This window comes from Micromonospora cremea, from assembly GCF_900143515.1.
Taxonomy (GTDB): domain Bacteria; phylum Actinomycetota; class Actinomycetes; order Mycobacteriales; family Micromonosporaceae; genus Micromonospora; species Micromonospora cremea.
The window spans coordinates 563,570-576,778 of record NZ_FSQT01000001.1 but is presented as its reverse complement, the minus strand read 5'-3'; the positions used below and the strand labels follow the sequence as shown (position 1 = coordinate 576,778).

12 protein-coding genes and 2 pseudogenes are annotated in these 13,209 nt (G+C 69.4%); 4 read left to right on the top strand and 10 right to left on the bottom strand.

The window, feature by feature from the left end; genetic code table 11:
• Positions 1–248: 248 nt before the first annotated feature.
• Positions 249–926, bottom strand: a pseudogene (locus tag BUS84_RS02530) (YdcF family protein).
• A gap of 351 nt (positions 927–1,277) precedes the next feature.
• Here BUS84_RS02530 and BUS84_RS41080 point away from each other — a divergent pair.
• The gene (locus tag BUS84_RS41080; RefSeq protein WP_425293420.1) at positions 1,278–1,910 is read left to right on the top strand and encodes a transposase; all 633 of its coding nucleotides are present in this window, start codon (positions 1,278–1,280) and stop codon (positions 1,908–1,910) included.
• 7 nt (positions 1,911–1,917) lie between these two features.
• On the opposite strand, the gene BUS84_RS02520 is transcribed toward BUS84_RS41080, so the two are convergent.
• Complete coding sequence (locus tag BUS84_RS02520) at positions 1,918–2,904, bottom strand: hypothetical protein (RefSeq protein ID WP_084757081.1); 987 nt, start codon at positions 2,902–2,904, stop codon at positions 1,918–1,920.
• Between the two features lie 6 nt (positions 2,905–2,910).
• On the opposite strand from BUS84_RS02520, the gene BUS84_RS37135 reads away from it, so the two are divergent.
• The 3 genes from BUS84_RS37135 to BUS84_RS02510 are packed head-to-tail and all read left to right on the top strand — an operon-like array spanning position 2,911 to position 6,168.
• On the top strand, positions 2,911–3,297 hold the full coding sequence (locus tag BUS84_RS37135) for a hypothetical protein (protein WP_143728171.1): 387 nt from the start codon (positions 2,911–2,913) through the stop codon (positions 3,295–3,297).
• On the top strand, positions 3,243–3,701 hold the full coding sequence (locus BUS84_RS02515; protein WP_074308412.1) for an IS3 family transposase: 459 nt from the start codon (positions 3,243–3,245) through the stop codon (positions 3,699–3,701). The genes BUS84_RS37135 and BUS84_RS02515 overlap by 55 nt, the downstream gene beginning before the upstream one ends.
• A 25-nt stretch (positions 3,702–3,726) precedes the next feature.
• On the top strand, positions 3,727–6,168 hold the full coding sequence (locus tag BUS84_RS02510) for a low temperature requirement protein A (RefSeq protein WP_084757079.1): 2,442 nt from the start codon (positions 3,727–3,729) through the stop codon (positions 6,166–6,168).
• A gap of 127 nt (positions 6,169–6,295) precedes the next feature.
• On the opposite strand, the pseudogene BUS84_RS02505 reads toward BUS84_RS02510, so the two are convergent.
• The 8 genes and pseudogenes from BUS84_RS02505 to BUS84_RS02465 form a co-directional block, all read right to left on the bottom strand.
• Positions 6,296–6,567: pseudogene (locus BUS84_RS02505) on the bottom strand (GlsB/YeaQ/YmgE family stress response membrane protein).
• A gap of 273 nt (positions 6,568–6,840) precedes the next feature.
• Entirely contained in the window at positions 6,841–7,089 is a 249-nt protein-coding gene (locus BUS84_RS02500; protein ID WP_244298530.1) for a DNA methyltransferase, read from the bottom strand.
• A gap of 427 nt (positions 7,090–7,516) precedes the next feature.
• Positions 7,517–7,927 (bottom strand): Rossmann-fold NAD(P)-binding domain-containing protein, encoded by a 411-nt coding sequence (locus BUS84_RS38900; RefSeq protein WP_074308402.1) that lies wholly within the window; start codon positions 7,925–7,927, stop codon positions 7,517–7,519.
• Positions 7,928–8,056: 129 nt separating this feature from the next.
• Complete coding sequence (locus BUS84_RS02485) at positions 8,057–8,857, bottom strand: ATP-binding cassette domain-containing protein (RefSeq protein WP_074308399.1); 801 nt, start codon at positions 8,855–8,857, stop codon at positions 8,057–8,059.
• Positions 8,854–10,119, bottom strand: coding sequence for an alanine racemase (locus BUS84_RS02480; protein ID WP_074308396.1), 1,266 nt, complete (start codon positions 10,117–10,119; stop codon positions 8,854–8,856). Before BUS84_RS02480 ends, BUS84_RS02485 begins: the two co-directional genes overlap by 4 nt.
• A gap of 19 nt (positions 10,120–10,138) precedes the next feature.
• Positions 10,139–11,119: an ABC transporter permease gene (locus BUS84_RS02475; RefSeq protein WP_074308394.1), complete on the bottom strand. Its 981-nt coding sequence runs from the start codon at positions 11,117–11,119 to the stop codon at positions 10,139–10,141.
• Positions 11,120–12,166 (bottom strand): ROK family protein, encoded by a 1,047-nt coding sequence (locus BUS84_RS02470; protein WP_074308392.1) that lies wholly within the window; start codon positions 12,164–12,166, stop codon positions 11,120–11,122.
• Positions 12,166–13,158: a phosphotriesterase family protein gene (locus BUS84_RS02465; protein ID WP_074308389.1), complete on the bottom strand. Its 993-nt coding sequence runs from the start codon at positions 13,156–13,158 to the stop codon at positions 12,166–12,168. Before BUS84_RS02465 ends, BUS84_RS02470 begins: the two co-directional genes overlap by 1 nt.
• Positions 13,159–13,209: the final 51 nt, after the last annotated feature.

Genomic DNA, 13,209 nt, shown 5'->3' with positions numbered 1-13,209 from the left:
CACTTTGCATCCATGCCTGTATACAGCCGTGAACAGACGTATGCAATAGGCTGCCGGTGCAATACAGCCACGTTTTGAGCAAGTCGTGGAGGTGCGTATCCCGTGTGTTCAGACGGGATTGCACGGCACGCTGCGACTCCGCCGCCCAGGGCCGGCGCCGGTGTGACGTTGCGTGAGCAGACGACGCGGTCAGCTCCGACCGGGGTGGATGGGCGTCCGGTCGGGAGGACCTCACTGGTAGCGGAGACTCAGATCAGCCGGCTCGTGTAACCGGCCGCCACCAGGCGACCAAAGGCCGCCTGTACCTCGTCCGGCATCTCCTGCGGAACCGCGAACCCGCGCTCCGCATACACCTCGATCCGCTGCGTGTCACCGACCAGCATGTTCACCACCCGCTGTGGGTCGCCGATGCTGCGCACGTAGTCGTCAAGGTCCAGAGGATTCGACGCGCACACCACATCCACCTCTGGCCAGATCAGCTTGCAGGTGGCGTAAGCCCGTCGCTGCTGGTACGGCCGCGACATGATCAGCACCGACTTCACCGCGATACGCCGTACACCCAGGAGCTGACGCGAGTACTCCAGGTTCTCGGCGGTGTTCGTCGCCCGCGGCTCCACGAGAATCGACTCCGCCGGCACGCCCTGCTCGACCGCGTACTCGCGGTAGTGCACCGCCTCTCCACGCGGGAACCGCTCAACGGTCGTCGGCGCGTTCGCACCGGTGAACACGATTCACGGGAACAGGCCCGCATGAAACAGGCGCGTCGCGATCACCGCGACGCCGAGATCGTGGCTGCCCAGCCCGATCCCCACGTCGCACGGGCGCAACTCGTGGTGCATGTCGTGGTAGCGCCACAACGTCTCCACGTCGGCCCGGATCGCGTCAGGGATCGCCTCGGCCGGCGCCGCATGCCGCTCCATCAGCACCTACCAGACAGGACCGTCACCGCGAACCCTCGTCGGACCTGCCCAAGGACGCCAGGCCCGCCCTCGCCACCTCCAGAGGAACGACGGCGGCCACCAGCTCATCCCGCTCACTGAGGCACACGACCTGGCCCTCGCGCACGCTCCGCAGCAATTCAGGCAGCACAGCCGACACCGGAAGGTCGTCAGGCGTGGGGTAAGTCCGGCCCGCGCTGGGTTCCCTCATGCCGCCAGCGTAGGGGTGGCAAGGCAGCAGGGCGACGCTGACTCCACGCTCCAGGCCACCCGGCCTGTGGTCGTCGCAACTGCCATTCCCCTCGGGCGTGGAGGCCAAAGCTTGAGGGATAGAGGTTCATGGCTGAGACGAGACGCCAGTTCGATCCGGAGGTCCGGGCGGGCGCGGTGCGCATCGTGCGCGAGACGGGTAAGTCGATCCCCCAGGTCGCGCGTGACCTGGGGATCAACGACGGGACCCTTGCCAACTGGGTGAAGAAGGACCGCGAGACTCGCGGTAAAGCCGCTGCCGGGCGGTTGTCGGAGGATGAGCGGGCGGAGCTGGCCCGGCTGCGGCGGGAGAATGCGGAGCTGGCGATGGAGCGTGATGTCCTCAAGCGATCCGTGGTCCTGTGGGTGTGCCGAATAACCAGGATCTGGACAACGCGATCGAGGCGATCGTCGTTGACGCCTACGGCGCCGACGAACAACACAGCGCTTTCCTCACCGTGTTCGAGGACGAAACACTCCTGCCCACCGCGGCCGCCCTGCTGCTCACCCCGGTCACCGTCACCTCGATCGACTACACGAACGAGGCACGCGGCATCGTCGCCATTTGCCAAGGCGGGTGGTGCGGGTGAGGTCACCCTCGCCGACCTGGCGTTTCCGCCGCACACGGTCACCGCCTGGATCCACGCCGCCTACCGGCGCTACCTCGGCCTCACGCCATTCCCGGCCAAGCCCAGGCCCGAGTGGACCTGGCCCGGCACGTGACGGCGCCTCAGCGACGGCGGGCGTGCGCGGCCAGCCGCTCGCTGACCGGGCTGACCCGCGGTCGCGGCGCCCGTCGGAAGTGCTCCGGCTTGTACGCGCGGAGAAGTTCCTCGCCGTCGCGGGTCCAGTCGAAACGCGGCTTGCGCAGCAGCCGCCGGAGCACCACACTGGCCCGCTCGGGATCAGGCGCGGCCAGCCGACGCAGCACCAGAGGGTCGACGCTGTCATCCTGCAGGTACGCCAGCGTGTGCTCCCGGTAGCGGCGGCGGCGCAGCAGATCCGGGTCCGCGAACACCGCCTCCACCAGCCCGAACTCGGCGTAGAAACCCAACCCGTCGACCTCGTCGTAGAGCATCGCGACCGTCTCCGCGTCCACGACATCCGGCGGCAACTCGAACACCGTCTCGTCAACAGCCACCGTGGAGGACGACGTGCCAGACACTTCGGCACGGCAGAAGGCGTAGAAGTCGGTCATCCGGTCGGCCACCTGATCGCCGGCCACCACCACCAGGTCGCTGCCGAAGAACCGCACAAACCGGTCCCGATCCTGATGTTGCAGCTCCCACGCCTGAGCCAGCTTCTCCGGGTTCCGGTACACCGCCTCCGGCGCGCGCAGCGACACCTCCAACGCCATCTGGTACGCGACGCCCCGCTCCTGTGCCCGCCACACGCTCATCGGGCCGCTGATCATCCACTCCTCACCCACCGCTACCAGCCGAGCGAGCAGAAACGACCGACGCGGCGTGCGCCGGAACACCGACGGACCCATGTTGGAACGCACCCGGTAGGTCAGGTCATCCACAAGGTTCACCACGACCAGCGTCGCCCCGTCGCGCTTCTGCACCTCGAAGGGCCCCTGCACCACGTCCCGCCACCCGAGGAGCATCCGGTGCTCCGGCTCGGACAACTCCGGGTGCGCGGCGACGAACTGTTCCACCACCGTCCGGCCGTCACGCAGCCGATGCTCCAGGACGAAGTAGTCCCACAAGATCATTAAGGTGTGCTCGTCGAGCGGAGCCCGCTCGTCATGCTGATCCGCCAGCACATCGTCGAACGCTCGCTCATAACGTCGCTGCTGCGAGAACGCCACCAGCTGCTGCTTCAGCTCACCCGCACGGTCGAACAGATCATCATCAACGGCGATAGGCACGGCCCGTTTCTACCACGACGCGGCATCCGCGGAGAACCTAGGCAGGACAACGGCGTGCGCCATGAACGACGCGCCCAACCACCCACAGACACGTCACAAGACCCTTTTTTTGAACACCGTGACCAGTTCGCGGTCGCGCTCCTGCTACGGGTCCTGAGCATCGGCGCCTCGACCTACTACGCATGGGTCAAGCAGGCCGAACAGCCCTGCGACCGCGACGTGGTCGACCTGGCCTGATCTCCAACATCCACGAGATCTGGGAGGCGTCCGGGCACACCTACGGCGCGGACCGGGTGCACCGGCAGCTACGCCGCGACGGCATCCGCGTCGGCCGCAAGCGGGTTGAGCGGCTGATGGCCGACCAGGGCTGGCAGGGCGCGTTCCTGCGTCGAGGCTGGCGCGGCGGCTCCACGAAGCAGGACCCGCGGCACACGCCAGCACCGGATCTGGTCAACCGGCAGTTCACCGCCGCCCGGCCGAACCGGCTCTGGGTCGCCGACGCCACCCGCATCCCCTACGGCAAGGGCGTGTTCTGGCTCGCCGCGGTCCGCGACGCGTTGACGGCTCTATCTTGTCTGAAGGGGTGCGCGGTCAGGACCTACTGGAACATCCTGTGGCTCATCGATTTATGTGCCCCCTGATGTCAATCGTTGACACAGTAGTCGGGTGGGTGGCGGCGATGGGGAAGTGGCGTCGCGCGGCGCCTTCCCGCCGGCTGGGCGGATCAAGGCCGCGACGCATGGCGGGGTGACGCGCCCGGAGCTCTTTCTGGATCTGGTATTCGTCTACGCCTTCATCAACGTCACCCATCTCATGTCGGAACGCCCAGCTCTGGACGCGCTGCTTCAGGGAGGGTTGGTGGTGCTGCTGCTCTGGCGCAGTTGGATCGGCTACGCCTGGGTGGGAAACCTGGTGAGGCTTGACCGGGGCAGCCTGCCGGTCACCATATTCGCGGCGGCCACCGCAATTTTGCTCGCCGCCGTCGCCATCCCGGAGGTCTTCGTTGACCAGCCGGGTGGGCTATCCGGGCCCCTCGTTTTCGTGGTCGGCTTCTTGGCGGCTCGAGTCGGGTCCCTGTTGATCATCTCTCGCGAGCAACGAGGCTCGGCAAAATCGTCCGCTCCAGCCAGGCGCGCGTGGCTCCCGCTGGCCGGCAGCGCCCCACTGCTGCTGTGCGCGGTCCTGCTGCCCCACCACCTACCACCGGGCCGGAACGCGGAAGTTCTTCAACTTCTGCTCTTCGCGGTCGCGATCGTCATCGACTACGCGGGCCTGCGCGCGCCAGGTACCGGTAGTTGGCAGCTGACATCGGTGCGACATTGGGCCGAGCGACACAACCTGATCATGCTCATCGCCTTAGGCGAGACGATCATCTCGATCGGCACGAGTCGCGGCCTCACCGGCGACCATCCGATCACCTGGTCCGTGCTCGGCGGGTCGGTGCTCGGTCTTGTCGTCGTGGCGTTCCTGTGGTGGGCGTACTTCGACATCGCAGCACCCAGCGGTGAGCAGGCATTGCAGTCCACCTCACATCACGCGCGGTCCCGTCTCGCCCGCGACGCCTATTCACTTTTGCACCTGCCGATGATCGGTGGGCTCATCCTGGTCGCGTTCGGGCTCAAGAAGGCGCTGAGCGGAGGCCCGGTCGGCCACCTCGAACGGTGGGATGTGACCGACCTGGCATCTCTTTACGGTGGTGTGGTCCTGTACCTACTAGGGCTGGTGGCGTTCGAATGGCGCATCGTCCGACGGGTCGGCCGCGGTCCAGTACTCGGCCTTGTCCTCGTCGCACTGCTGGTTGCGCCTGCCCGTCACCTGACAGCTCCGGGATCCCTCGCGCTCCTCGCCGGCGCCCTGGTCTGCGTGGTGCTCGCCCATGTGACGCTGCTGCGACGGCGCCACCGCCAACTGCACCGCGCTATCGCGGTAACGGTCGGTCAGGAGGTCGATGCCACCCCGGAGGAACTCTTCCTGGATCTGGTCTTCGTGTATGCGTTCATCCAAGTCACCGTGCTGATGACCCGGCACCCTTCGATGAGCGGAGTGCTCCAGGGACTAGCTGTCCTGGCGCTGCTGTGGTGGTCCTGGGTCAACTACACCTGGTTCACCACGACGATCCGCAGCGCGGGAAACCTGCTGCGGCTGGTCGTCCTCGCCGCGGTGGCCCTGATCCTGATGCTGGGCATCGCCACGCCACAGGCGTTCAGCTATGTATCCGCAGGGCTGCCCGGGCCGCTGATCGTCGTCACCTCGTATGCGGCGGTGCGCCTCCTGCATCTGGTGTCGTCCTGGCTGGCGGTCCGGCGCGACGCCACCCTTCGCGCCCCCGTGGTCAGGGCGGCCGGACCGACCGGGGTGGGAATAGTCCTGCTGCTCTGCGCGGTGGTGCCCGCCCAAGCCACTGGTGATCCGCTCACCCCGTTCACCACATTGTGCTGGGCCGCCGCCATTCTCATTGACGTTGGCGGCGGGTACCTCATCGGATCCCGAAACTGGTGGTTGCATTCCGTCAGTCGATGGATGGGTCGCTACAACCTGATAATCCTCATCGCGCTCGGCCAAGCGGTCATCTCCACCGGAACGGCCATCGGCGATCCGCCCATCTCGATTGCCAGCCTCGGCGCCGTCGCACTCAGCGCCGGACTGCTCTTCACGTTGTGGTGGACCTACGTCGGCACCGACGTCGTCATCGGCCAACGATTCGCCGAACTCGCCACCAGCCGCCAACGCGGCGCCCTGGCCCGAGATGCCTACGCGTACCTTCACCTGTTCCTCGTCGTCGGCCTCGTGCTGGTCGCCTTCGGGCTGCGCACGACCTTGCCGCATCCGACGCAGCATTTAGGTGCCGCTGTGATGATGGGGCAGGCCACACTGGTGTGCGGAATCATTGTCTACCTACTCGCCGATCACCTCATATGGCGGCGCGCCCGCCGCCCAGTGGGTCGCCGGCGGGCAGTGAGTCTAGTGGTCGCCGCGCTGTCGCCGGTGACGATACTGATGCCAATATTGTGGGCGTTGGTCGCGCTCACATTGGCGCTGCTCGCCGCTCACGTGCTCGGGCGTTCGGCCACCCCGCCACTGGACACGGTACTCAGCGACAGGCCATGACGTGGCATGCGAGACAGGCCCTGTCCCTGTTGCCCTGGTCGTCCCCCGCGGTGCGAACGCGGCTGGCGGTACGCACACCATCGCGCCGACCCTCCCCAGCGGACGAGCCGGCGCGGTGGTGTGAAGGTCAGCGGACGCGCCGACGGCCGTAGGCGCCAGCGGCGATCGCGACGCCGATGGCGGCGAAGGCGACCTGGAGGTTCAGCTCGATCCAGTCGATACCGCAGGTGTCGTCGACGCCGAGGACTCCGGCGACGAGGGTGCCCAGGATCGCGGTGACCACGCCGATGAGCAAGGTCAGCCAGATCGGGATGTTCTGCATGCCCGGTACGACCAGCCGGCCAGCGCGCCGATGAAAGGACCGGTGATGATGGCCGTGAAGAAGCCCGTGACTTCCACGAGGGCCGTCCCTCCAGAGGGGTCGTCGTCGGCCCGATCATTGCCCAGCCCACGTGGGGCAAAACTATCGGAGGTCTGCAGCGCGCTCCGACAGAGGCACGGGCGGCGCCGGGCGACCGTCGGGGCGTTCAAGCAGACGCGCGGCAGGCGCAGGACCGTCCAGCTTTCAGTGCTGCGATCAGCTTGGCGTTGCCATCCTCGCCAATAGACCCGGCGCAACGGTTGCTCAGCAGCGAAAGAGGCTGCGCATAGGTGGCGACGTGAGCACAAGGCTCACCCGGCCGACCGCGGACGCGGGCACCAGGTCGAGCAGACCGGTTGCGTCCCCGGTGAATACCGTCGCCGTGCCGGTGGCGTCCTGCGACGCGGCAAGGGCGACATTGACCTCGGCCGTGCCGTGTAGCGGGGTTCAATGTCGATCCCGATGCCCTGCCGGCCGAGGTGCATGGCCTCCACCAATGTGGTGCCGCACCCGCACATCGGGTCGAACACCACATCGCCCGGCTCGCTGTACGAGTTGATTGCGTGCGCGGCCAGGTGAGGCAGCTTCTTGGCCGGATGGCTGGAGGTTTCTCGGACGTAGCGGCCTCGCCGTTGGTCGCGGACGGGGTATTGGGCAGGTCAGGCACACCGAGGTGATCGGCAGCGTCTCAGCCATCGGCGCCTCCGGTCTCCGTCGCGCTGCGGGTCAGGATCAGCACGTCGGTGTCGCGGATGCTGGCCTGAGCGGCATCGGCTGGCGAACGCCTCGGCGACCACACGGATCGGCACGCCGTCGTCGCCGACCGCGTGCAGCACGGAGCCGGTCGGCGCAGACTCGACCGCGAGGCGGAACAGGCGCGCGGCGTCATCTCGGTGGACGGCGGGCCAGCGGTTGCTGCCGTCGCCGACGTACGCAGCGGCGCCCTTCTGGCGGGCGAAGCCGATCGCGGTGGTGGTGAGGCCGTTGTCACCCTTGCCGTGCATGGCGGGTGGGAGCCGCACGATTGAGGAGCGGACCCCGTGGCCGGCGAGCGCGAGAGCGTGACGGGCGTTCGCCATCCGTCCGCCGGCGCCTCTGATCGGGCCCGTGCTGCCAGCGTCCGAGGCCAGCCCCGTCGCGTTCCGTGGCGACGACACCGGACGGTAGCCCGAGCACACCGAACATGCCGGAGGCCATGACGAACGGCTTGTCGGTGCCGGCGAGGGCTTCGCCGGCGACATCGATCGCCGCGCGATCGGCGTCGGTGGCGCCGGCGAAGTCGCCGGCGAAGAACGTGTCGTGCTTGAACGCGAGGTGGACGACGCCGTCGGAGGAGGCAGCCGCGTCGCGCAGGGCGTCGAGATCGTCGAGTGATCCCGGGCGGACCTCGGCCCCCATCGCCCGCAGGGATTGGCCGCCGCATCCGAGCGTGCCAGCCCGGTGACCTTGTGGCCGGCGGCGATCAGCTCGGGGACAGCCCGGACGGGGGGGCGCCGCTTCCCGACTGGTCGATCCCTCGAATGCCGCTCAGGGCCGCTCGACCTCCGCCGACGCACCGGTGATCATCGAGACGATCTCGTTGCGGCTGGTCTCCTCGATGTGCCGGACACCGACCTGGCGCCCCCGGCGCAGCACGGCCACCCGGTCGGCGATCCGGAACACCTGGTCGAGGTTGTGGCTGACGACCAGCACGGCGGCACCGCGGTCACGCAACTTCATGATCAACTGCTCCACCTTGGCGGTTTCGGCCACACCCAGCGCGGCGGTCGGCTCATCCATCAGCACCAGGCCGCTCGCCCAGTGCGTGGCACGGCAGATCGCCACCGCCTGCCGCTGCCCGCCGGAGAGGTCCCGGATCGTCGCCTTCGCGCTGGGGATGCGGACGTCCAGGGCATCCACCAACTCCTGGGTCTCCCGCGCCATCCGGCGCCGGTCGAGCAGCCGCAGCGGGCCGCGGGTCAGTTCCCGGCCGAGGAACATGTTCATGTAGACCGGCTGCGAGTCGGCCAGGGCCAGGTCCTGGTAGACCACCTCGACACCCTGCCGCCGGGCGTCGGAGGCGTCCCGGAACGCCACCGTCCGGCCGTGCATCCGCAGCTCGCCCTCGGTCGGCTGGTACACCCCGGAAATGATCTTCACGAGGGTGGACTTGCCTGCGCCGTTGTCGCCGACCAGTGCGGTGATCTCCCCGGCGGCCAGTTCCAGGTCGAAGCGCTCGATCGCGACGACCCCGCCAAACTGCTTGCGGATGTCGCGTAGTTGCAACGGCGGGGTGCCCGTTCCGGCCGCGTCGCCGGCCGGAACGGTGTTCTGGGTGACCGTGCTCATGATGCCCTCCCTGTGCTGCCAGCCGCGTGGTTGCGCGCATCGGTGCCGCTCGGTGTGTCGGTGCCGTCGATCCGGATCGGCGTGGACCCGTCGGCGGCGTAGACGCCGGGCACGGCCGGGGTACCGGACCGGACGCCGGTCACTCCCGCGGTCAGTGCCCGGGTGACGAACACCTGTGGCCGGAACCCGAACAGGACCGTGTCGCCGGGCGCGACGGCCGGTACGGCACCGACGTCGGCCATCGCGTAGTAGTCGATCGCCTCCGGCGCGGGCATCTCCACGTCGACCAGATGCGCGTCGTCGAGACCGCCGCCCCGGGGCACGATCAGGGCGCGGGTGCCGCCCAGGCCGAGCACGGGGTCGACGTAGAGTCCGCCGCCGAAGACGTAGGCCCGACCGTCCCACAGGTGGGACACCTCGCTGACGTAGAGCACGGCCGGCTCCTCGACCAGGTCGGTGACCGCGTGCCAGGGCGTCGTGCCGGTCAGCCCGTGGCCGGGCTCGACCTGCGTGGCGCCGGCCTCGGCGAGCATGGCCAGTATCGCGGTGGACGTCGTACCCGGGGCGTTGATCTCGACGTGCGACCGCCCGGCTGCGCGTAGCGCGGCGGCGGCGGTCCGCAGGGTGTCGAGGTTGGGGGTCGGCACGACCCGGCCGGCGGCCGGGTCGAACAGCTGGGTCGGGAAGCTGGTGACACCCGCGAACCGAGCCCCGGGAAGGGCGTCGAGCCGGTCGGCGACCTCGACGATCTCGTCGGCCGGGTAGCCGCCCTCGTGACCCCGGTAGAAGCGGTCGCCGGGGGCCATGACCCGGGCGAGCAGCGCCTGCTCCCGCCCGGTCGCGGCATTCGCGGCCGCCGCCTCGCCGGCCTTGGTGTCGTTGAAGACGGTCCAGTACTTCGGGGCGAGCGCGGCGGCGGTGGCCGCCTCGTGCCGGGGGATCTGCACCAGGTGACCGAGGTGGCCGATGCCGAGCCCGCCGCGCCGGTCGGCGAGCGCGCACTGCAGGTCGACGCCGACCGCCTCGGTGATGCCGGCGTCGCGGATCGTCCGGCAGAAGTCGGGATTCCGCCCGACCTGCTTGGTCATCGCGTACGCGGACAGCCCGAGGCGGTCGGCCTCGCGACGGATGGCGGCGGCGTTGGCCGCGACGGTGTCCAGATCCAGCGCGTAGCAGTTGGTCGGCAGGTCGCCCCTCTGATGCAGGTGCGCGGCAGCAGCCAGGAGGCCCGGGTTGCGGCGTCGCAGCAGATCCAGAAACATGCGCTTGCTTCCTTCCGGGTCAGCCGCGCCTCTCGCGCAGCGAGAGGGAGACGGCCACGAGGATGATCGCGCCGCGCGCCATCATCTGCTGGGACACGGACAGCCCGGCCAGGATCAGGCCGTTGTTGAGCATGCCCATCAGCAGGCTGCCCAGCAGCGCCCCGACGATGGAGCCCTTGCCGCCGAACAGGCTGGTCCCGCCGACGATCACGGCGGCGATCACGGACATCAGGTCGGCCTCGCCAAGGGTGTACCGGGCGCCCTGCAGGCGGCCCGCGTACAGCAGGCCGGCGAGAGCGGCGCACATCGCGCTGCCCATCAGCACCATAATCTTGACGCGGACCACCTTGATGCCGCTGACCCGGGCCGCGGCCACGTTGTCGCCGATCGCGAGGGTGTGCGCCCCGTACCGGGTCTGCCGCAGCACGATGTAGCCGACGACCACGGCCGCCACCGACCAGAGCACCAGGCCGGGAATGCCGAAGATCTCGCCCTGGCCGAAGAGTGTGAGGAACGCGTCGTTGCCGACCGGCACCGACTGCAGGCCGGTCACCTCGCGGGCCAGGCCGGCCACCGCCCCCATCGTGGCGAGGGTGACCAGGAAGGAGGGCAGCCGGACGAGGGTGACGAAGACCCCGTTGACCAGGCCGACCGCCGCGCCGGCAGCCAGCCCCGCGGCCGCGCCGAGCAGCATGCTGTCGGTTTCTCGCAACGTCACCGCGCCGACCAGCGCGGAGAGCGCGACGACCGAGCCGATCGACAGGTCGATCTCGCCGGCTGCCAGCACGAAGACCAACCCGACCGCCATGACCGTGATCGGTGCGGTCTGGATGACGATATTGGTGAGGTTGCTGGTGGTCAGGAAGCCGTTGCTGCCCTGGGTGATGGCAAAGAACAGGAACACGACGGCGAAGCCGATATAGACCACGTAGTCGCGCCAGTTGACCCTGCTCCAGGCCGGTCCGCTTCTGGCCTTCACCGCCGCATCGGTCTGGGTCATCTATCGTCCCTCCACTGATTCGAAAGAGGTGTTCCGGTCGGGCTGGGTCGCAACGGGCCACGCCGCCGAATCGGGGTGGGCCGGCAGAACGGGCTTGGCCGGCAGATCGGGGTGGGTTCCGGCCTCCTGGCGGGCGACCGCGACGGCGCCGAGCAGGCCGGCCCGGTCGCCGAGCTGGCTGGTCTTGATCGCCGGGACGTCCGCGCTCAGCGCGGCGACCCAGCGCCGGACCGGCTCGACCAGCTCGACCCGGGAGCCGATCCCACCGCCGAGGATGACCACCTCCGGGTCGAGGACGGCGGTGACCGCGACGACGGCCAGTGCGATAAACCGGGCCTCCTCGTCGATGGCCGCCTGGGCGCCGTGATCGCCGGCCGCGGCCCGGTCGAAGACATCGGGCACGGTGGCCTGCTCGCCGCTCAGCGCTCGGTACCGGGCGGCGAGGGCGGCGCCGGCCACCGCCTCCTCCAGCGCGCCATGGACCTGGTTCGCCGGGTCGAACGGGTCGGTACCCAGCGGCAGGTAGGAGATCTCCCCCGCCGCGCCACGAGCCCCGCGGACCAGCTCCCCGTTTAGCACGATGCCCATGCCGATCCCGGTGCCGACCGCCACGAACACGAAGTGCCGGTGGGTACGTCCGCTGCCCAGCCACCGCTCACCGGCGGCCGCCATGTTGACGTCGTTGTCCAGCACCACCGGGTGTCCCAGCCGGCGGGTCAGCTCGGCCCGCACGTCGATGGCCCCGAGTTCGGAGACGTTCGGGGCGAGGTCAATGGTGCCGGTCGTCGGGTGCGGGGCGCCGGGCAGGCCGATCGCGCTGGCCCGGATGTCGGACCAGTCCACGCCGCCCCGGGCGGCCAGGTCGCGGAGCAGGGCGTCGATCTGCGCGGCGACCGCCACCCCACCGCGGGGGTCGGTGGCCAGCACATCCTCGGTCACGATGTGACCGGCGAGATCCGCGAGCGCAGCCCGGAGCTTGGTGCCGCCGAGGTCCACCCCGGCGACGTACCCGGCCGGACCGGACGGCGGGCGCGAGTTCCCGGCCATCAGCCGACCGTCAGGAGTCGGGCCGGGTTGGCCACCAACATCTGGTCGAGCGCCTCCGGCGGCACGCCGAGCCGGGCGAGCCCCGGCACGATCTCCCGGCCCAGATACGAGTACCCGAGGCGGCCGTGCGTGCCCGGGTTCAGGTACGCCTCGGCGCCGGTCAGGTCCATCGAGAGCAGGATCCGGTCGGCGTACCCGTCCCGGACCAACCCGGCGAGCATGTCCAACCGGGCGTGGTCCGGCCGGTGGTACGCCCGCTTGCCGAACTCGCCCTCCGGCGGGTTCTCGGGCAGCGGAGCGAGCACGAAGTCCCAGAACTGCTTGCCGAGCGTGTCGAAGGCGATGTTGACGCCGGTCGCCAGCACCGCCCGCAGGTAGTCCGGGTCGGGGTTGATGTCCAGGTGGCCGATGACGATCCGGGAGAGGTCGGCCTTTTCCTGGCGCAGGATCTCGACCTGCTCCAGCGCCATCGTGCCGTGCGTGGTGTGGGTGTTCACCGACAGCCCGGTGGCGACGTGGGCGCGGGCGGCGGCCCGCAGGCACTTCTCCTCGTGCGGGGTGATCTCGTTCAGCCCGGTGGCCTGCTCCCCGAAGATGCCGACCTTGACACCGGTGTCCCCCACCCCGATCGTGGCGTCGGCGACGAACCGCTCCCGCATCTCGTCCACACTGGCGTTGAGCGCCCAGCCCGGCGAGTACGGCTCCAGGTAGATCGCCGACCCGGCGACGACGTGCAGACCGGTACGCCGGGCCACCTCGCGGAGCAGGGCCACGTCGTGACCCACCACTTCGTACGGGGACAGATCCACGATCGTGCCGAAGCCCAGTTCCGGCAGAGCCCGTACCGCGTCGACGGCGAGGTCCGCGCGGTCGTCGCCGGCACCGCCGGACAGCCACGGCCCGGGCACCAGCGCGCCGAGGTGCTCGTGACTCAGCACCCGGCCGAGCGACTCGGGGGACACCGGCCCGAGGACTGTCTGGACGTACCCCATCTGGCTTTTCCTTCCATCGCTTCGCAGCGGCCACCGCGTATACGGCCGAGG